This window comes from Paraburkholderia sp. J8-2 (genome assembly GCF_905220195.1).
GTDB lineage: Bacteria > Pseudomonadota > Gammaproteobacteria > Burkholderiales > Burkholderiaceae > Paraburkholderia.
Window position 1 is genome coordinate 1 of record NZ_CAJMZA010000008.1, and the last position, 20,423, is coordinate 20,423.

10 protein-coding genes and 1 pseudogene are annotated in these 20,423 nt (G+C 63.8%); 1 reads left to right on the forward strand and 10 read right to left on the reverse strand.

Annotation, left to right across the window (positions count from 1 at the left end):
• The 10 genes and pseudogenes from U5A52_RS19165 to U5A52_RS19210 all read right to left on the reverse strand — a co-directional run.
• Positions 1 to 681, reverse strand: a pseudogene (locus U5A52_RS19165) (c-type cytochrome biogenesis protein CcsB); the annotation flags it as partial.
• 167 nt (positions 682 to 848) lie between these two features.
• On the reverse strand, positions 849 to 1,520 hold the full coding sequence (locus U5A52_RS19170) for a c-type cytochrome (protein WP_321910888.1): 672 nt from the start codon (positions 1,518 to 1,520) through the stop codon (positions 849 to 851).
• 97 nt (positions 1,521 to 1,617) lie between these two features.
• Positions 1,618 to 2,811 carry a cytochrome C gene (locus tag U5A52_RS19175; RefSeq protein ID WP_321910891.1) on the reverse strand — a complete coding sequence of 398 codons (1,194 nt, stop codon included), beginning with the start codon at positions 2,809 to 2,811 and terminating at the stop codon, positions 1,618 to 1,620.
• A 469-nt stretch (positions 2,812 to 3,280) separates the two neighbouring features.
• The gene (locus tag U5A52_RS19180; protein WP_321935829.1) at positions 3,281 to 5,014 is read right to left on the reverse strand and encodes a c-type cytochrome; all 1,734 of its coding nucleotides are present in this window, start codon (positions 5,012 to 5,014) and stop codon (positions 3,281 to 3,283) included.
• A gap of 2 nt (positions 5,015 to 5,016) precedes the next feature.
• Entirely contained in the window at positions 5,017 to 5,853 is an 837-nt protein-coding gene (locus tag U5A52_RS19185; protein WP_321935830.1) for a hypothetical protein, read from the reverse strand.
• A 30-nt stretch (positions 5,854 to 5,883) separates the two neighbouring features.
• Positions 5,884 to 6,828, reverse strand: a complete 945-nt coding sequence (locus U5A52_RS19190) for an outer membrane lipoprotein-sorting protein (protein WP_321935831.1) — start codon at positions 6,826 to 6,828, stop codon at positions 5,884 to 5,886.
• 43 nt (positions 6,829 to 6,871) lie between these two features.
• Complete coding sequence (locus tag U5A52_RS19195; RefSeq protein ID WP_321910893.1) at positions 6,872 to 7,387, reverse strand: hypothetical protein; 516 nt, start codon at positions 7,385 to 7,387, stop codon at positions 6,872 to 6,874.
• A complete protein-coding gene (locus U5A52_RS19200) occupies positions 7,384 to 15,597 on the reverse strand; it encodes an Ig-like domain-containing protein (protein WP_321935832.1) in 8,214 nt (2,737 codons plus the stop codon). The genes U5A52_RS19195 and U5A52_RS19200 overlap by 4 nt, the downstream gene beginning before the upstream one ends.
• Before the next feature lie 17 nt (positions 15,598 to 15,614).
• On the reverse strand, positions 15,615 to 17,231 hold the full coding sequence (locus tag U5A52_RS19205; protein ID WP_415774023.1) for a multicopper oxidase domain-containing protein: 1,617 nt from the start codon (positions 17,229 to 17,231) through the stop codon (positions 15,615 to 15,617).
• Between the two features lie 84 nt (positions 17,232 to 17,315).
• Complete coding sequence (locus U5A52_RS19210) at positions 17,316 to 18,884, reverse strand: multicopper oxidase family protein (protein ID WP_321910896.1); 1,569 nt, start codon at positions 18,882 to 18,884, stop codon at positions 17,316 to 17,318.
• 575 nt (positions 18,885 to 19,459) lie between these two features.
• Between U5A52_RS19210 and U5A52_RS19215 the strand changes: the two genes are divergently transcribed.
• Positions 19,460 to 20,311 carry a hypothetical protein gene (locus U5A52_RS19215; protein ID WP_321910898.1) on the forward strand — a complete coding sequence of 284 codons (852 nt, stop codon included), beginning with the start codon at positions 19,460 to 19,462 and terminating at the stop codon, positions 20,309 to 20,311.
• Positions 20,312 to 20,423 lie beyond the last annotated feature (112 nt).

The following is a 20,423-nucleotide window of genomic DNA, read 5'->3' on the forward strand; positions in this document are numbered from 1 at the left end:
TGCGCGCGTGTCGTAGTGCTGCTCGTAATAGAGGTAGAAGAGCGCCGTGATCAGATTGAATAACACGAACACTTCATACAGATTCGAAATGGGAATGTGGCCGACGTCCGCGCCGATCAGGTAGGACTCGTACCAGCGCGCCATCAGGCCGACGAAGCCCATGAGCACCGCCGCCCACGTGAGCTTCGAGCCGATCGAGCCGCCCGAGGGCGAACGCGAGAGCAGGCCGATCCAGTAGAACAGCGTGGCGAGCACGAACAGCGCGCTCATCCACAGGATGGCCGACTGGCTGGACAGGAAATACTTCAGGAAAAACGTGCTGTCGGCGCGCGACAGATCACCGTGATACAGCTGGATTGCGAACAACGACAGCGCCGCGATCCCGGCGATCAACAGGCGCGCCGGCTTCCAGCGCCAGCCCAGCACGACGAGCGCCGGCGTGGTGCCGCAGAGCACCAGCTTGTCGTAGTCGTTCATGTGCGCCTGGTAGCGCGACAGAGCAAAGGCCGCGCCCGCAACCACGGCGAGGGCAAACAGCCAGTCAGGGGCGTCGAGACGCCTCATGAAGGGACGCTCGTCGTCCAGCACGCTCGTTTGACTCGCGCTGCGCGCGGGCCTGGATCGATGCAGTGCCGCTGGAAGTGGCACCGCGGCATCGGCTGAAGATGAGCCTGATTTCATGGCATTCACCATTCAATGACGAAGCAGACAGCATGGCGCAGCGCCTGCCGCCGGGCATAAAAAGGGTGCCCGCTCCGGGGGGGACGGCGCACCATGAAAGATGCCCGATGAGGAGGCGGGCACCAAAGCCGTTGAGCGCAAGCGGCGCCACGTGCAACGCTGCCGCCTCATTGATTGCCTGGCGGGCTGGCGGATACCGCCTCTTCTGGCGGAAACACCTCAACGAACGCCGCCACCGCACGCATGTCCCGGTCCGACATGTTGGCGCACACCGCCTTCATGGCTGCACCGCGAGGCCGGGTGTCGGTTTGCTGGAACACCTCCAGTTGCTTCATGACGTAGTCCGCGTGCTGGCCCGCGAGCCGGGGAAACTGATTCATGCCTTCGCCATGCTGCCCGTGGCACGCAACGCACGCCGCGACGCCCTTGTCAGGCAGGCCCGAATGATAGATCGCCTTGCCTTCGTTGATGAGATCGAGTTTGCCCGCATCGCCGAGAACCACGGATTGACTCGAAAAATAGGTGGCAAGCTCGTCGATCTGTGTGTCGGTCAAATGCGTGAAGCCCCACATAAAACGCTGCGCGTTCGGATCGGCTCGCGAGTGAGTCTTGAAGTCCGTCAGTTGATCGACCAGGTATTCCTTTTGTTGCCCGGCGAGCTTCGGAAAGCTAGGCGACACGGAAACGCCGTTTACACCGTGACAGTTCGAGCACACCTGCAAGGCGATCGTTTTCCCCGGAACCTGCGGGTTGTCGACCTGCCGCGAATGCTCCAGGTCCTGGCAGGCCGACCCGGCCAGCAGCATTGCGATGGAAACGAATTGCGCCATTTTTTCCATGTTGCCAACCTCCTTGCTGCAGTCTCTGTATCTGTACTTCGTGCGCTGCGCGTCAAAGCGCAGCCACTTCGACGCACAGGCAACAGCGCGTGGAGCATCACCACGAAGCGGCCCACAGATAGATGAATAGCGTGTCGTTGTCTCTCGCGTTGCGCCCGGCGCCGTCGTAATTGGACGTGGCGCCGAGAAACTTGGTGTAATGCGTATATTGCAAGCCTATCCTGATACGTTGATTCGGTATCCAGAATATTTCAGGCATCCAGCCCTGCGTGTTCGTGTGAAAGTTCGCGCTACCCGCGTAGGCTACGCTGTCGGGACTGCCTGTCGTATTGAAGAACGAAAGACTGACACCGTACTTGGCCTGGTAGACGTACGATGCCTTGAGTCTCAGCGAATCGAGGTTTCCCGACGTGCTGTCGCCGAGGACGAAATTGTTCGGATCGTGGATGTTCTCACGCACATAGCGGGCCTGTGCGGTGATCGTGTGCGGCTCGAGCAGGTACTCGTACTGCGCGTCCATGCCGTAGTCGCGAAAGCGCGTTACGCCCTGTGTGAAGATCGGGAACTGGTTCGAGTCGTTCGGATAGATGTTCACGTTCAACAGGAACGCGCCGACCATTGCGCTATGGGGCCCCCAGTCTTTCGTCAACGCAATGCGCGCGTACGGGTTGTAGCCGCGCAGATACGTTTGCGGGTGAGCCGAGTTCCCTTCTGCACTGCCGTGACTCATGAACGACCAGATGCCGTCGGCCGTGCTGTACGCGGTCAGTTCGGCATAGACCGTTTTGTTCCAGTACAGATAGCCGCCAACGCCTGCCACCTGCGACGCAAGGCTGCCCTCAATGACCGGCAAACTCGGAATTGAGGCAACCGGACTGATCGTCGAGGCGATGTACGGATAGCCCCATGCCGGCGCGGAGTTCCAGACGTCCTGCACGGTCGGATTGTTGTGCACCGTCACGCCGAGGATGAGATCGTTCGCCTCCCCGATGATCCGGTCCACGAACCGGATGTCGGTATTGTCGGACCCCCAGTGGCCTTCCCATTTGTTCGTCACGCCATTCTGATGGTCATAGTTCGTATAGGTGAACTGCGCGAACGCGCCGATCTTGTCGGTGATCTTGCCGGCGAGGAAAATGCTCGCAAAGTCGAATATGGGCAGGCCGTTCTTCGGGTTGATGATATTGCCGCTCGCGTCGTTGTTGACCCTCGTCTGGCTCAGATCGCCGACTGCCATGGCGGCGATCGGGATCGTGCGCTCGCCAAGCGTGTAGCCGGTGAGCTTGAACATTCGCCCATAAGGCGTGAGCTCAGGAAATTGCCCTCCGGCGTGGCAGGCCACGCAACTTTGCCCGGTTTGGCGCGCGAAGATCGGCAACGCGTATGCGGTGCTTGCCTGCAGCAATGCCAGCATGGTTAAGGCGACTATCCAGCCGCCGCGCAGCAAGTTGTGAAATGCTGCATGGCTGACACGTGTTCTTGCCATGGCTGCGTTCACGATGAACCTCTCGTACCTCACGCGATAACTTCATTGTGCAAACGCGCAATCCGGATCGGCATGGGTTAATGCCCTCCTCTTCCGGTAGGCGTTGCGCTAGATGTCGCGGTGTGTCAATTGCCCGTTCATCGTTTGGCGCACAGCATTGAGCGCCGCGGCCTCTTCGAAACGAAGCTGCGCGCGAAAAATTCCTTCGGTATGTTAATTAATCAATACATGAGCTTGAAGGCGCGTGACACGTTCCTGTCACACGCAATTGACCTCACGGCACGATCCAGTCCCCGTCGGCCACGAGATTGATGTGATCCGGCCCGGCAAAGCGGACGATATAGCCGCCTTTGGACGCGAATGTCTGCCCCGGCGCCAGCGTCAGGCGCGGATAGTAACCCGTCAGGATGCGGCGTTCGAGCATGTCCTGAATGCGCTCCACCAGGTAGTCCCTCACGAACGCATCGACCATATGGCTCAGCGTCTCAGCGAGCAGACCACAGGCAAGATACGTGTCTGCCTGCACCTGGGGAGCCACCATCGGAATCTGTCTGATCGAGAACCAGCCGAACGCATAGTCGACGCGCACGCGCCGCCCTTCCGGCAAATCGAACGGGTACGCGAGGCGCGTGACGCCGCGCCAGCTCGCCGGCAAGGGGGTGCCGTCGAGCCCGCCCATGAGGCCCGACATGAACACGGTATGTGTCGCCGGGGGGATGCGCGCAAGCGCCGCGACGTCCGGTGGACGCAGCCACAGCACGAGCACGTCTGCGCGCGGTATGCCTTGCATGGCGTGCGCCACGCTCTCGCCGGGGGCAAGCGCGCGGTCCGACACCGCCATGCCGTGAGCTTTCAGCGCCGTGGCAAGCGCTTGCGCGCCGCGCTCGCCGTTGTCGCCGGCACGATAGACCTGCCAGACGTGCAGCGCTTTTGCGTCTTTCGTTCCCTGCGCCTGCCGCGCCCCGGCTTCATCGACGATGCGCGCCGCGATCAGGCCCGATTCGAGCAGCACGCCTTTGGAGAAGTACACGGAGTAGAAATCGTGATCGGTTTCGACCGGCACTTCCACGTTGGGAAAGAGGCACGGCACCGCCTCCTGCTCGCAAAAGTCGTGAATCGGCGCCCAGTTCTTGCCTCCGATACCCGACACCACGGCGAACACGGGCTGCCGGGCGAGAAACTGCGTAAGCTGGCCGCGCCAGGTGTCCGGCGGACCTTTAAGCTCCCAGACGTGCAGCTCCCACCGGCGATTCACCATGAACATCATCTTGCGCGACGAACGCAGCGGCGGCACCGCACCGAGTGGAAAGACGTTCTTGTCGGCGAAGTAGTGCGTGAGCACATCGAGCATGCCCGCGCGCTTGACCGGATCAGCATCGGGCGTGACGATCGTCGCGAAGTGCAACACGGTATCCGTTACGCCAGTTGGCCTGTGCCGATCGAGGTGTTTCAGATAGCCGATCAGCGCCTGCATATCGGCGTCGTTCAGCGCGTATTGCGGCATCAGGCTGCTCAGCGGCTTGCCTTCCGAGTCGATCCCTTCGCGAATGGCTCGCGCGATCGTCGCATCGGTGTATGGTTCGCGCTCGGCGCGCATGCCGGGAACATACGGCAAGTCGGTATCTTCCGGGTTTTGCGCGCGCGGCTCGACGAGGTAGCGCCACGTGATCGGCGGGATGCTGCTGTTGCCCTCCCGCGCGCCCAGGCCGCTGCGGCGATGGCAGTTCACGCAGGCCGCGGCTGCGCCTTGCAGGTGCACGCCCCCCTCGTGCATCGCCTCGAGCGGTTCGCCCGAACTGAGGATGCCCTGCTGGTAGAGGGCCTCACCTGCGCTGCCCGATTCGATCGACTGCGCCACCGGGGCGCAACGCGCTTCGCCCACTGGCACGATCAGCGCGGCGAGCAGCGTGACGAGTAGCGCGACGAGCCGCGCGCAAGGAGCCAACCCTCGCCACGCCAGCGAAGGTGTCCATGCCCGGCCTCGTGGCCTGCTTGCCGCGCGCTTCATGGTCAGGGCAACGGCTGTCCGGCGCCAGGCAGCGCCGGTGAAGCATCGACGTCGATTGAAACCGATTTGCGATGCATCTGCGGCGGCGCGGGTCGCGTGAAGAGGCCATCGTCGAGCGCCGGATTGAGCGACACCTTGTCGATCGTCAGCTTGTCCTTGTTGTCGGACGCCGCTGCGCCGCTTTCGATCTCCAGCGGTATTTGCAACCCCTCGACGCTCCTGAAGTCGCTGTAATCCACCAGCACCACGACCGTTTGCCCGAGCGGCGTGCGCACCTGGTGGTCGACCCGTACGTCGAGAAAGGTTTGCGCGTCGATCCACACGTGGCGGGTCACGCCGGAAGGCAGCTTCGCGGCGAGACGATACGTATCGCGGCCGCCCACCTGATCGGTGCCCTCGAGCGTGACCGCGACACCCTTCGCTTGATGGTCGATCAAGAGCCCGTCGATCACCTGCTCGTCGCGTGCGGACGTCGCCTCATCCATCGAGTACGGACGCGGCGTGGCGCTGCCCATGCCGTTCGGGCCCAGTTTCCACCCTTGTTTGCCGTCGAATACGCGCACCGACTTCTGGTTGTACACCGTGACCTCGAAGCGTGTCTTGTTCGGGCGCTTCATGGCGAGGACGAATGGCAGATCCGGTGCAGGCGCATTGGCGCTATTTACGTGGCCGGACCAGATCATGGTCTGGACTTTGCGCCAGGCGTCGAGACCGCCACGCGCTTCGACGTTCTTCTCGACAATCTGATCGACGCTCAGGTCCCGCGCGGGTAGTTGCTCGCCCGCGAACACGACCGCCGCAACGCTGCCGGCGAGCACCCATACTGCGACTGGTTTCATGGCCGTGAACCTCATCGGGGCGCCCGCTGGCTAGTGGCTTGCGCTCTGGCGTGGGCTCGGGTGAGCGCCGGCGTTCGCGCTTGCATTGGGACTGGCGCCAGGGCTCGCCGCCGCGTGCGAGCTCGGGCTCAGAACCGGGTTGGCGCCGACGCCCGGCGCCGGGTGCGTCACTTTCGCCACCGTGAGCTGCGGCTTGGCAAAAAGCGTGTCGTCCGCCGGGGCGTTCAGCGTGACCTTATCGACGATCAGCTTGTGCGAGCCTCTCGCACCGATGACTACCGTCTCGAGCGTATGCGGCATGACGAGACCGCCCTCCTTGCGGTAGTCGCGATAGAAGATGGCGACGTTGTGCATCTTGCCGTCGAGCTTGCGCGCGTCCCCGTCCATCTTCAGTTCGAGAAAGCTGGACGCATCGACCCATACGCGGCGCGACGTGTTGTCTTTCATCGTCAGCTTCAACACGTACGCGCGGTGGCCTTCGACCATTTCCATGCCTTGCACGTCGACCCTCGTGCCCGTTGCCGCAGAGTCCATGAGCGGACCGTCCAGCTCGGCCCACGATGCGGCCGCTTTGGCCTCCGCGGGCGAGTACGGCTCCACTTCGTTGCGGCCGAGGAACGGTCTGACCTTCCAGCCCTGTGCGCCGTCGTAGACCTGGAATGCCGTCTGGTCGTTGAAGCGGACCTCGATGCGGCTCTTGCGCGGGCGCTTGAGCGTCATCGTGAATGGCAGCCTGGTGTTCTTCGTGCCGCCCGCCTCGAGCTGCCCAGACATCGTCATCGTGTTGACCGCGTGCCATGCCTGCAGGCCGCCGCGTGCCGCGGCGTTGCGCTCGACGATCTGCGCCGCGCCCATATGCGCCGCTCCCGCCGTCTGCGCGCTTGCCGCAGAAGACCCCGCAAGCGCGGCGGGAGCGCTCGCCAGAAGGGTCGCCACCGACGCGGTCTGGATTGCCAGCGAAAGAAAGCGGTTCATGAGTCATCTCCTCTTTATCTGCGCACGCAAAGCGGTTGCGCAATCATTGGACTATCAGCCCGTCGACGTGAAACGACCCCACGAAAACGTCGACACGCTCTCCGGCCTTGATCACTCCACCCTTGTTCGAAAACACCATCCAGTACTCCTGACCGGTTTCCAGCGGGCCGCTCTGGCGCAGCGCGCCGACCTTGTCCATCACCGGGATTTCGAGCAGCGCATGGCTCGTTCGCCCGAACATCAACGCCGTCGCGGTCTTTTCGCCGAGCGGCCGCGCCGCTACCGGGTCCGTCACGCGATAGCTGAAGCGGATCAGGTTGCCCGAGGCCGTGCGGCGCACGCTCAGGTGGTCGATACCCTGTGCCAGCTCGTAGTACCCCTTCGCGCGCTGCGGCAGGCTCGCCGGCGAGTACGGCGACTGCTTCGCCGCCGCTCCCGCTGGCTTGTGCGCCGCGTTCGCGCTTTCCTCGCCCGCGGCCGGCTGCAGCCAGGCCGCGGCGAGGCACACAGCGCCGGCAATCAACACTGCCCGCGGCGGCCGGAGGCTGCGCCCGCTCACGGCAACGCTCCCAGCGTCTTCGCACCCGCCGGTGCCGCCGGTGCGGGCGTGGCAGGCGCAGTCGTCGTGGCGGCCGGCAAGATCCCCTGCAGCAAGCCGAGCAGCGTCACCGGGTTGTTGACCCCCAGCGCAAGCGGGTACGGCTGCGAGGCAAGCGTGCCGGGCCGCACGAACTCCACTGCGCCGATGTCGTAGGCCCCCAGCTGCGGCCGCGGCGTGCCGAAGATGTCGCGATTCGGTGCGCCCGCCGCCGTGGCATGGTTGAGCGCCGGCGAGGTGCCCGGGATCGTGTAGTTCCCGAGCAGCACGTTCAGTTGCGTGCCCGTGCTCGCCTCGTTGAACAGCGACAGCGGACCGTACGCCATGTTGATCCAGTTGTTGCCCTCGTCCGGCGTTGCCGACGGCAGCAGGCTGAACAACGGATTCGGCAGCACCGTGTCCGCAATGCCCGGTGGCACCGTGATGCCGATGCCGCCCGCCTCCGGCGGCACACGCGAACCGTTGCAGTACTGATGCACGACGGTCGGATTCGATCCGCTGTTGTTCGCGTTCGGATAGTCGCCGGCGTCGGTCAGGATCGAGTAGCGCGGGTTCATCGTCAGGCCCGAGCCGTGGTTGGCGGCCCCGGTGTCGCCGAACGCGCCGATGTCCCAGTAGACCGCCTTCGGATCGCAGTAGCCCGTGGCCTGCCCGGCCTGATTCAGCGTCGGGACCAGCGTGACGACGTTCTGCAGCCCGGCAATGCCCGGATCGAGTCCTCCCACTGTGATGTAGAACGTGCGGTTCTGCCAGAACAGGTCATTCGTGAGCACCGGGTTCGAGAACGTCGTGCAGCTCGGGTGGCCGGCTGGACACGTCACGCCCAGGTTGGTGAATGCCGCCACCAGATTCTGCGTATGGCGCGCGGTCTCGAGCCCGGCCGGCTCGTACTGCGACGTCGTGGTCGGCTGGCAGGTCGTTTCCGAACCGGAGGTCGTGCAGTTCGGCGGCCCAACATTGGCCTGAGTCGCAGCGGCGGTGTTGAACAGCACGCCGGCCGTGGCGGTCGTGTCGTTGGAGATGACCGTGTTGTTGATGAAGCTCACGGCCACCGCATCCTGCAGCGACACGCCACCGCCTGCCCAGCCCGCCACGTTGTTCGCGATGATGTTGTTCGTCACGTTCACGCGGTACCAGCTTGCGCTGTTGTTCGGACTGCGTTGCACATCGGTGCCGTTGACGTTCTGCAGCCGCAGGCCGCCGCCCTTGCCGCTTTCCGCCGTATTGCCGATGATCAGGTTGCCGTCGATCGTGATGCCCGGGCCTGCGCCGTCCGAGAGCTGCGGCGCGCAGTCGACGTCCTCGGTCGCGTTCTCGCAGAAGGTGCCATCCGGCGGCACACCCTGAACGATCAGCCCGCCGCCGTACGTCGGCAGCGTCGGGTTGTTGCTCTGATTGAACAGGATCCAGTTGTGCGACAGGTCGCCGTTGTAGCTGAAACCGAAGTGCGCGACACCGCCGCCATCGCCGCTGCTGATGTTGCCGCAAACCCAGTTGTAGTTGAACCTGTAATAGTCGGCGCCCGAGCAGAACGACACCCCGCCGGCCGAAGACGGCGTGGTCGAATTGATCTCGTCGCCGTACGAAGCGTTCGACGTGACCTGGTTGTTATGCACGTTGACGTGGGCGTTGTACAGGAACGGCAACTGGGTCACGTTGTCCCCCGCGATCGTGCCGTCGGGCACTTCGACCTGGCCGACGATAATGCCGCCCGTGAGCGTTCCCGCGTTCGAGAAGACGCGATTGTTCGACACCTCCGTGTAGTGGTTCCAGCCGTGCAGGTAGATACCGCCGCCGCCTTGCGAGCTGTTCGTGAACGACATGCCGTCGATGCGCGACGGGTTGCACAGGAAGTTGCTCTGATAGGTATTGCAGTCCGCGGCGCTGTTGGTCAGCGGCGTGCAGATACCGTTCGCGACGCAATTCTGGTCCTGTGTCAGCACACCGCCCACGAGCACGTCCTTCACGCCCTTGCCGAGCACGGTAATGGCCGCGCCTTCGTACGCGCCCATCAGCGTCGGCTCGATCAGCGTCTCCGCAAGGTTGCCGTTGAGGTTGAAATCCCAGCCGGCAGTCGGCTCGAACGGGATGCCGTCGATCTTGCGCTGCATCGAGGCGAGGCAACTGTACGTGCCGGTCGGATCGTACGGATTGCCCGCCGAGATCAAGGCGCCGTTCAGTGCGTCGCCGAACAGGCATCCTACTTGCCTGCGCCACGGGTCGAGCTTGCCCGACGGATGCGGATTCGCGTCGATCGTGACGGACGTGGCACCCACGCCCTGCAGCCGCACCGGCTTCCACATGAGCAGCATCTCCTTGTAGGTGCCCGGGCCGACGACGATCATGTCGCCCGAAGTGGCGTGGTCGATCGCGGCCTGGATCGCGTTGCCCGCGGTGTTCTCGCCGCCCACGTAGGTAGGCGCCTTGCCGCCGACCGTCACGGTGACCGCGTCGATCGAGCGCTTGCCGCTGGCCGAGGTCACGACGAGCTCGCCGCACTGGGTAGGCGTTGCCACCCCGCGCTGCTGGATCGTGCAGGCCCCGCCGGCGCCGATCAGCGGCGGCACGACCACCGTGATCTTCGCGTCGCTCCACGATGTCACGAGCGCCGGTATGCCCCCGATCGTCACGGCGCCCCGCTGCGCGCCGAAGCCGTAGTTGCGCGTGATGAACTTCTGGTTGAACGGCGCGTTGGTTGCGCTCGGGCCGGTGTAGGCATGGTTCGGCACCTGCTGCTGGCCGACCGACGTGATCGTCAGCGTCTTCAAGGGTGCGCTGACCCACGGGCCCGCGCCGCCGTTGCTGCCCGCGGACGTGTTGCCGGAAATCGCGTCGCCGGTCACGCTCGCAATGCCCGGCGTGCCGTCCGGATAGGCGCAGTCGACCTGGTTATACCCGTCCGCGAACGCCGCAACGGGCACCACCGGCGTATCCATGTACTGCGTTTGTCCGGGCATGAACGGAATCTCGTAGCAGAACTGGCTGTATGCCGGGTTGTAAAGCGGGTCCTTGATGGTCTGGCCCGAGTGCGCCGGGTCGGGCATGTACGGGTCGTTCATGCAGGCGACCATCATCGTCGGCGCGTAGCCCGTCGGGTTCGGCGGATTGACTTCCCAGGTCGAGTAGGTCAGCCCGTTGAAGATGCCCCACTGGTCCGAATAGGTGCGCGAGATTTCGTTGCCCGCGAAGTCCTTGAACGACACCGGCACGTTCGGTACTGCGAACTTTTCGCCGAACTGCGGCGAGTACGGATCGAACTCCGACGAGAAGTCGTCCAGCATGAAGCCGGTGTAGTGCGCGGCAACGTGCGTCGAGCTGAAGATCCAGAACTTCGCGAGCACCGAGCTCTGGTCGGTGAGTTCCACCTCCTTGCGGTCGCACAGATTCCTCGAAGCCCCCGCGAACGGCGAGACCTCCTGCGAGCCCGGGAACAGGCTGATGTAGTCCGGAACAATGCGCAGCTCGCCCACACACGGCCAGAAGCGTTCGACCGACCCGGTGTCGCCTTCGCCGTGCGGCGTGGAGCCGAGATTCGTGGTCGGATTCTGCGCGTTGTTCTGGTTGTACGTGGAGTTCATCGCGGCCTGGTCGGGCAGGATGAAAATGTCGCCGATGCCGCCGAACTGCTGCGTGACCGGCGCGATGTAGTTATCGCCGATCAGGATGTTCTTGTCCTCCTCCTTCACGAGTTCGTAGCCCGGCGGCACGATGATCTCGACCACATACTTGCCGGGGGGCAGCATCTGCGTGCCGTCCTTGGTGGGATTCGCCTGGCAGATCGTGCAATTCGTGCCGGTCGGCAAGCCGGTTTGCGGGTTGCGGCTCGTCACGCTCGGGAACTGGTACATGCCGTCGTACGGTGCCGGCTGCACCTGGTTGAACACGTGCATGCCGTCATAGCACTTGAACTGCGAATTGTTCGGCAGCGCGCGCTGCTGCGGGTCGAGCCACATCTTCGTGTTCTGCAGCGTGAAGAAGAATGGATCGCTCGTGCTCTGGCCCGGGCAGTTCATGTTCGGAATGCCGTCCGAACGGAAACCCTGGGCCCAGTCGTCCCAGCTCGCGGTCTTCGTCGAGTCGACGAGTTTCAGGCTCGTGGAACCGTCGGCCGCAACGCCTTCCTGGTACAGGTTCACCGTGACGTTCGGCACGTCGGGCGTCCACTTCGTGTGAATCAGCAACGTGGGATCGTCGAACGGGCGCGTCGAAGCGTAGATGACTTCGCCGTGGATGCCGCCATTCTCGTTCGGCGCGAACTGCGCCTTGCCGAACTCGATGAACGAGCTCTGGCCCGAGAAGCCCTGCCAGCCCATGGTGGTCACCCACGGCGGATCGACACGGCCAGTCGAAGGACTCGAGCCCGAGCGGTCGTTGCAGTCCGCGTCGTTGCAGTACACCGCGCCCGGCACCCGCAGGTTCGTTGGCAGATGGATCGATTCCAGCGTGTTCGCGTAGTTCGCGGCGATGGTCGACTTGCCGCCGCCCGGCGTGCCGTCGGGCGGACCGCCCGCGTCATAGACGACGTGCACGCCAGTCTGCTTGAAGCGGGTCTGGTCGGTATCGACGACGTACCAGTTGAACAACGGGAACTCTTCGTTGAACGACGCGTAGCCGTTCATGTCCGTGTTGTTGAAATCCGAATAGCTGCCGTCGCGGAAGCGGATGTTGGTCGACAGCAGCGCGAGCCCTGGCTTGCTCGGATCTCCTATGCCGTTGCCGTTCGTGTCGAGGAACGTGCGCGTATAGAGATTCGTCTGCCACTGCAGCACCGCGAGATCGCCGGCGTCCGTCACCGCGCCGCCTCCGAGCGTCACGGCCGAGGCGAGCCCGTCGACGATCTGGTCGTTCCACTGGTCGAACACCGTGATGCGGGTAATGCCGGCCGGCAGGCCCGAGAAGCTGAACGTGCCGTCCGCGTTGCACTTGGTGAACGCGTAGTCTTCGCCGTCCGGATCGCCCACGCTCACGTAGCACTGCGTGAAGCTCAACGGCTTGCGCGACTGGCTGCCGTACAGGTGCTCGTCAGGCGGACGGCTGTAGTGCAGGTTCGTCACCCGGCCCTTGAGCCCGTTGTTGCAGGTCGAGGTGGCGCACAGCAAAGGCAGCCGCGCGTTGACGATCTTCGGGTTCGCAAAGCCGATCGAGACATGGAAGCCCGCCGGCCCGAACTCCTGGAAGTACGCCGGGCCGCCGACCTTGATGAACGAGTCGTGCGCCTTTTGCCCGTCCAGCGTGTTCGTCTGCAGCCACTCCTCGCCTCGTGAGATGCGGTCGGCCGCGGGCGTGGCGATAATGCCATACCGGCCCGGCATCAGATTGGCGATGATGGCCTGACCGACGAGCGGCGATATCGTCTTGCCGTCCGACTCGTATTTCGGGCAGGTCGGGATCATGCCGACAAGGCCGTCCGGGTTCGTCGAAATCGGGCACGCGTTGAGCTGGGTGACCGGATCGATCGTGCCTGCCAGCGAATTGGACAGCGGCATGTTGAACATGTCGTAGGTCATCTGTCCGGTCGGGCTGCCGCTGCCGCCGGCGTCGTCCCACAGCTTGATTTCGAAGCCGCCGAGTCCCGGCTCGCGGGCCGAGCCGAAGGTGTCGGTGCCGCCGCTCACGTCCACTTCGCCGTTCAGCGGTGCATCGTCCTCGAACACGAACACGGAAACCTTCGCCGTCGGGAATGGCGCTTCCTCCAGCAACACATTGACCGAGGTCTGGCCGGCCGAGATCGGTGCGCCGCCCATGCCGTTGCCGCACTTGCCCGTGCCCGGCGCGAAGTTCGCAACGGTCGGACAGTCCTTGGAGATATCGAACTGCCGCTGCGCACCTGTGGGGTTGGACGGATCGACCGGCTGCGGCGCACCGCCGCCGTTCGTGAACGAGTTGTAGGCGTTGCCCGGCAAGATCGAGATGTAATAGCGCTTCTTCGGATCGAGCGCCACTTGAGACGGATCCACCGGCACCTGCTGCGCCGCCGTTGTCCGGCACACGCCGTTGCCGATATCGCACACGGCTGGTTTATGGGTCTGGCTCGCGGGATCGTAGACCGTCTGGCCCGCTTCGCATGCGGCGACGCCGACACAGCCCGCCGCCACCACAGGCATGTAGCTCGTATGGAAGTTCGCGCCAAGACTCGGCACCGGCAGCGGCGGGCAAGTCGCCGGACGCGTGGACGAATTCACCTGGCAGGCCGGATCGATCTGGAACGTTCTGTCTTCCTCGATGATCCAGCGGTAGTCGCTGATCTTCACCGGCGTTTTGCCCGGTTGCGTGCTGGGCGCATCCAGCACGTTGACGACGAGTCCGCTGCCGCCCTTGAACGTCACGGTCACGGTCGCCGTGTTGCTCGCCGTGTTCTGCGCATTCACCGCCTGGTACCGGAACGTCACGCTGGCGGACGCCGTGCTGCCCATTGGCGCCGTTGCCGGGCTAGCCGTGAACGAGCCGTCCGGATTCAGCGTAACGGAGCCGCCGGTCGGCGTGCCGACGAGCGTCGCGGTGAGCTGTAGTCCATTCGGATCGCTCGCGTACGTGAGCACGCCGGGCTCGGCGATCTGCAGGCGCGAAGCGATGTTGCTCGTATAAGCGGCGTTGCCGGCCGTGGGCGGCCCGGACAGACAGCCGTTGCCGGACGTGCACGCCGTGAGCGTCACGGTGGCAGCGGCGTTCGGGTTACCGTTCGCCTGATACTGGAAGCTGTCGGCCGTCGTGCCTGGATTCGGCGTGTACACGAACGTGCCGTCGGGGTTCAGCGTGAGCGCGCCGCCGGTGGGCGGAGTCTTCACCTGCACGCCGTAGACATTGGCGTCCTTCGCCGCCACGCCTCTCGCCGGATCGGACACGGTCAGCGTCTTGCCGGGCACGAAGAAATAGGTGGAACCGGTGACCGTCGCGTTCGCCACGGCGGCAGCGGAAGCCGCACTCGAGTTGTTGATGCTGATGTAGCCCTGCATGCCGCCATCGCGCGCATTGTTGGTCGACAGACTCAGCTCGCGGTCGAACACCGGCAGCGCGGATGTGCTCGCCGCCGGCATGTTCACCAGCGCATCGTAAGTCTTGCCGGCAGACATGAACACTTCCGACTGGACCCGCGGATTGCCGGGCAGCAGGTTGCCGTCCTCCGCGATCAACGCGAAGCCGGAAACCGGTGAGGCGCCGGTTTGCGCGCCCACCACGGCAGGCACGTGCATGCGCAGACCCGCATTGACAAAGCGAAGCATGATCGGCCCGGTCGTCGCGGCGCTCGTCGCGGCGAACGTCGAAGCGCCCGGATTGGTGCGGTCGAACGAGACACCGTTGATGAGGTAATAACGCGGGTCGTAGTTCACCGTGGGCGGATAGCAGGTGCCAAACGCGGTCGACTTCGAATCGCCACAGCCGCCTGGCTGAGCGGACCAGGCCATGGTTTCGCTAAAGCCCGGGGTCGCGACCGCCGCGGCGACCGCCGTGTTCTGCACTGGATCGATTTCGCCCAGCACGAGCGGCACGTCGGTGTCGTAGCTGACGCCCGGATACGCTTGCGCCGGAGTCGTGCCGTTTGCCGCCGTTCTCACCACCAGCACGCCATACAGCCCCATCGGCCCCTGGATCGACGGATGCGTGCCCGACTCGATCAGGTACGTGCCGGGGTTCAGGTTGTTCCATGAGAGCGCCGTGGTGCTGCCGTGCGCCACTTCGGTCGAGAACGACTGCACGCGGGCCACTTGTGTCGGCGGCGTAAACGACGCACCGCCGGGCGCGGGCGCAGCGGTCGGCCACGTGGTCGCGGTCTGGGTGGGGTGCGTCGGGCTCGGCATGCTTGTCGCCGTCGTGCCCAGACCGCCGCCCAGTTGCCCGACGATCACGAGCGACGTCGGCACGGAGCCCGGCAGGCTGTTGGTGAGATTGATCGTGAGTTGCCCGGGCGGCACCGTGATCACCACGGGGGACCAGTTCGTACCCGCCCCGGGGTTCGCGGCCGCACACGCGGCGGGCGCAACGGCCGCCGTCGAGCAAGCGTAGCCCCACATCGGCACGCTCTGTCCGTCAGGCATCACGGCAGTGGTGGCTTTCGCAGTCAGATTGACGGTCGCCTGGGCAAATGCCATCTCGCTTGCGCCCAGCAGCAGGCAAGCCGCAATCGATACCTTAAGCATACCTAACAGGTTTGCCTTGAGTGTGGTGGATCTCATCGCCGTTCTCCCCGCCTCTAATTCGATTCGTCGATCAGGAACGCTTGCGGATCAACGAGCATCATCATCATCATTCCGCCAGGGAAGATGTTGTTCGTGGTGATCTCGCGCTCGTTGTGCGAGTGCCACATGAAGGCAAAACCGGCTTCCGTTTGCGGCGGATTCACCACCGTGCCGCTTGGCGGCGTCGTGCCCGTGGGCGCGGTCGCGCGTATGGTCGCGTCCGGTCCCAGATAAGGACTGCCGCCGTACCAGAAGCCGTTGGTCAGCACGTGCGAGTCGGGCAACGTGACCGGGCCGCCGCTGCCCACCTTGCCGAACGGATGCGCTTCAAGCGCCTTGTTGTGGTCCGCGCACCACTCGTAGTAGTTCGGCGCCGTCGGATCCTGCGTGTAGTAGCCGTTCGCGTCCGGAATGCAAACACTGCCGTCGCCGGGATAGTGCCCGTAGACGTCCCAGTTCAGGCCCCTGCCCGTCCAGTAGAAAATCCCGTCCATCGCAAGGCCCGGCGTCGTGGTGGTCGTGAACAGCAGCGGGCCGGCGACCTTCGTCGCGTCGGTCTTCGAGAGCAGCATGTTGCCGTCGCGCGCGAGCACGCGCACGTGATTGCCGTGCTCGTGGAACGGATGCTGCCAGCGGCCCGTGCCGATGATCCGCAACAGAACCAGCTCGCCCGGGTGCATGTGCGGATTGCCGTTGTATGGCTGATTCGGATACTGCGCCGCGTAGTTCGGGTCCATGTCGTCCGGCATCGAGCGCCCGTTCACCATGAAGTACGCCGGGTGATAGGGTTCCGTCTCCACGGTCATGCAGCCGGTCGGATTCGTGCACGCGTTGCTGGCCTGCTGCTCCGCCTGGGCATGAATGCGCGGATCCACTTCGGAGAACTGAAACAGATACTCGCGGTCGTAGCACGCTGCGCTGTGGTTGTAGGCCGCGGCGGCATTGCGGAAATCGGGCTGGCCGTCGAGCAGCTTGCGCGCGCCCTGGATCGGGTTGCAGCCAGTCGGTACGGCGAGCGTGCCGGGCGACGAAGTCGGCAGCACGATGACCGCGCCATACAGGCCCATCTCGATCTGCAGATCGCCCTGCGTGCCGCTGTAGTAGGCATGCGTGCCGGGTGTGGCGGCAACGAAGCTATAGGTGACCGTGACGGTATGGGACGCCTCGCGCGTGAGCAGCCCCTGCACGCCGGTTGGCGTGCCGGAGCAGACCTTCGTCGTCGGATCGATGGTGCCCAGGCATACGTCAAAGCCGGGAAAGAGAATCGACGTGTTGCCCGCCGCCGCCGGCAGATTGTTGGTGAGCGTCACGGTGACGATGTCGCCCTGGTTGACGATCAGCGTCGGGCCGGGAATCTGCATGGTGGGACAGTTCGCACCGGCAATGTTGGGCGGCGAAAAGCCGGCCGGCGCGGTGTTGCAGCCATAGCCCCACGAATAGACGCTATTGCCGTCCGGCTGGGTGATGCGGTTCGCCTCGGCGCGCAGGTCGAAATGCGTGCCCGTGATGCCGGGCGCGGCCGCATGCACCGGCATGTAGAAGAGCGCAGCGAGCGCCGCCACGCCGAACCGTGCAAGCCGTCCGAGGCGCGCGAGGGTCGCGGTTCCTAAGCGGTAAGTGATATGTCCCACGGCTCTTCTCCTAAGTGCAGGACTTTCTGGCCGAGTCCATGGCGGGTCAGCCGTGAACTGTTTTCATCGACTGCAAGAGGCGTCTCATAGCGTGCAGACCTTCGTTTTCGGGTCCACCGACCTGCAGATGTGCACTTCGGTCATCAGGCCTCCGAAGTTTTCCTGGTCGTTCGCCAGATGATCCAGATTCGGCGTGTACAGATAGAAGACCTGCCCGGACTGATACTTCGTCGTGTCGCTCGCGTCGAGGATCAGATCGAGCGACTCCCCGCCACCGAGCGTGATCGAGTTCGTGTAGTAGGTCATGTCGTTGCCGGACATGTCGCGCAGCAGCCGCGCATTGACGGCGACCACGTGCATCGGAATGCCGAGCGAGGCGAGCGTCTGATATTCGGTGACGTCGAGATCGGAAATCCGCAGCAGCACCTTGCCGCCAACAGGAATATTGATCAGCGACGGCAGCGGTTGTGAGAAACGCGGCACGCCGTCCGACGCGGGCGTGGAAAGCGCACTCGGATTCACGGTGTCGGGGTAGCTGCGGCCATTCAACATGAAGAACTTGTCTTTCATGTCGGTGAACGGTTCCGGATTGAACGTCATGCCGACGAAGTGGAAATTCGGATCGAAGCCATGAATCTGCACCGGATACTCGACGTCGTAGGCGGTTGAGCCGTCGCCGTCGTTGTAGGCGTAAAGCGTGGGCGTGCCGCTCAGGTTGTTCGCATGCAGCACGCCGTTCTGCGCCGGCAGCGGCGTCGAGCACAGGATGTCGGTACCGCACCGCGTACGCAGATCCTGTTGCTGCGACACCAGCGACTGGTACAGCGACTGGCCTGCGGGCACGCGGTTCTGGCGCGGCCGCACGAAGATCTGCCCGACCATGCCCATCTGCAGGTGCTCCGGCGGCGTGATGTGGCAGTGCCAGAAGTAGGTGCCCGCATCCGGCGCGAGGTAGTAGTACGTGAAGCTCGCGCCGATATTGATCGCGACCGAGGCGTCCGGCACACCGTCATAGAACGACGAGGCGTTCGGATAGCCGTGGAAGTGGACCGTATGCCTCTCGAACAGGTCGGGGCGCATGATCATGCCGACGTTGGTCAGCGTGAGGAAGAACTCGTCGTCCTCGTCGATCGCCATCATCGGCGCGGGCTCGTTGCCGTTCATCACGCCAATGTCCATGATCGGCCGCGGGTCGACATGGCCGGTGAGCTGACCAGGCGGAACGGATTCCGGATCGGGCGTGAGACCGACCGCGCCGTTATAGGTCGGATCCGTTCTGGGGTCGCCGACGGTGTTGAACACCGAGGCGAACTCCGTGCCCGGCAGGCCGGCCTTGATGTCGGCGAGGCCGGACAGCGGCCCGAAAGCGAACAGATATGTCTGCACGCCATTGGCCATCGTCGCGTAACCGTCGCCGCCCGAGATCTGCTGGCACTTGATCGCACCGTTGACGACACCGGTCGACGCCGAGGTCTGGCCTGTGAAGGACGGTCCCGTGTACGGCGGCTCGCCGGCGCCGGCCGCCAGCGCCGTTGGATGGGACGGCGTGGTCGGCGGGCATTGAACCATGAACGACTGGGAGAATGAGGGAATCGCAAACATCGTGAACAGCAGTGCTGCCACGCTATTGCGACACATGCGGATGCTGAACATATGACCTCCGTCCTTGGGGTCAACCAGCGCGTTACGCGCTGTACGGCGCGTTCTATTGCCAATGCGGGCCCATGCAACCGTCACACTGACCCGTATCAGGATTTTGGATTTGGGCAACGGGACCTGCGATGGGTCACCTCCCTACACTTGCAGTAGGGCAAACCCAGCGCCTTGTGCGGTTGCCCTCCTGACGAACAACTGAGTGTGTCCTGGCCAACACAAGCAACGTGTCATGCCGAGATTCCGGCAGCGAAATGGTCCAAGGGGGTGCGCCGTTGCTTTCATTTATGTTTCAATGACATCACGGCTTCGTTACGTTTCGTTTCGGTTTCGGCGACCACGCGGGCGATCCGGCTTGTGCTCGTCGAATAAATCTGAGGATTGAAACGTCGTTCTTATGTGTTCTGTGGCATATAGCGGTGACTTCCGGATGGGTACAATCCCGCGTATTCACGTCCGGCGCGAAAATGCGAAAACCGCAGACGCATCTCGAACACGAGGTCAAACGGGCGACACTCACCTCCTGGTTTCTTTACCGGCGAGGGACTTGGCGTACTTGGCGGCGGGGGTGGGTCATGGATTATCTGGAAAAGAAGGCCGTGCTGAATCTCGTTGAGCGGAAAGATCACGTCCTTGAATTTGTCGGGCGAGATCACGAGAAGCGGACGTATTACCCGGCCAGGTCGATGTGGTTGAAGCTGGAGCAGCTTCAGGTGGCGCAACAACTCGTCGAGCCCCTGGACGAAGACCGGCAACCGATACTGTCCACATCGCTACACGGTGTGGCACATCTGGACGGTCAGGAACTCTCGATCATTGGCATTCCTGATCAAGCAACGCGTACGCTCCAGGTATCATTCGAGGCCCGCGACGTCAGCACGGCCGACCGGCTTGGTTTGCGCGCGCTAGAAGACGAACTCGGTAACTCGCTGTCCGATGTGGCGCTCGGCACGGCCCGACTAGGATTCAATTCTGCCGACGAGGAGACCGGAGAACCCGAGCAGTGGTGGCTCGCCTGCCACATCCCTCCCGCCTGCCTGCAGGTGCTTGCGCAAGCGATCTCGGAAGGCCAGCTTGGCGCGGTGGAGTTGGGGCTGACGATGCGGCATATCTACACGGCCGAAAGTCCGGCGGCGAACCCCGCGCGCCAGCCTCGGCTCTTTCTCCGGCCCAGCGACAGCGACGACACGATCGAATGGCCGAGTATCGCAACTGGCTTTGTCACCAACCTTCGGATCGACTTTGCAACGGCTTCATTGCGCGGCTCCGCAGCGAGTGGCGACGAAGCGGTCGCGGCAAAGCTCGTCGCCGATGCCGTGAGCTCCCTGGGACCGACGCTGCTTAATCTGCGATTGACTTTACGATGGATCGGCATCCTCATTGCCGTGTTGCTGTTCCTTGAGGTGCTCGAGCGGCTGCAGATCTGATCCGGTTGGCCGCAGGCCGCCTGCGTTTTTCGTGGAGGTTTGCAGCCACATCTTGCTGTTGAGATAATTCTTATTATCACAATGCATGTGTTTTATGTAATAACTACGACGT

Bases quoted from the DNA above. Each gene is read 5' to 3' on its own strand.
- U5A52_RS19190 (WP_321935831.1), bottom strand. From the start codon at position 6,828: ATGAACCGCTTTCTTTCGCTGGCAATCCAGACCGCGTCGGTGGCGACC.
- U5A52_RS19175 (WP_321910891.1), bottom strand. From the start codon at position 2,811: ATGTTCAAGCTCACCGGCTACACGCTTGGCGAGCGCACGATCCCGATC.
- U5A52_RS19180 (WP_321935829.1), bottom strand. From the start codon at position 5,014: ATGAAGCGCGCGGCAAGCAGGCCACGAGGCCGGGCATGGACACCTTCG.
- U5A52_RS19185 (WP_321935830.1), bottom strand. From the start codon at position 5,853: ATGAAACCAGTCGCAGTATGGGTGCTCGCCGGCAGCGTTGCGGCGGTC.
- U5A52_RS19200 (WP_321935832.1), bottom strand. From the start codon at position 15,597: ATGAGATCCACCACACTCAAGGCAAACCTGTTAGGTATGCTTAAGGTA.
- U5A52_RS19170 (WP_321910888.1), bottom strand. From the start codon at position 1,520: ATGGAAAAAATGGCGCAATTCGTTTCCATCGCAATGCTGCTGGCCGGG.
- U5A52_RS19215 (WP_321910898.1), top strand. From the start codon at position 19,460: ATGGATTATCTGGAAAAGAAGGCCGTGCTGAATCTCGTTGAGCGGAAA.
- U5A52_RS19210 (WP_321910896.1), bottom strand. From the start codon at position 18,884: ATGTTCAGCATCCGCATGTGTCGCAATAGCGTGGCAGCACTGCTGTTC.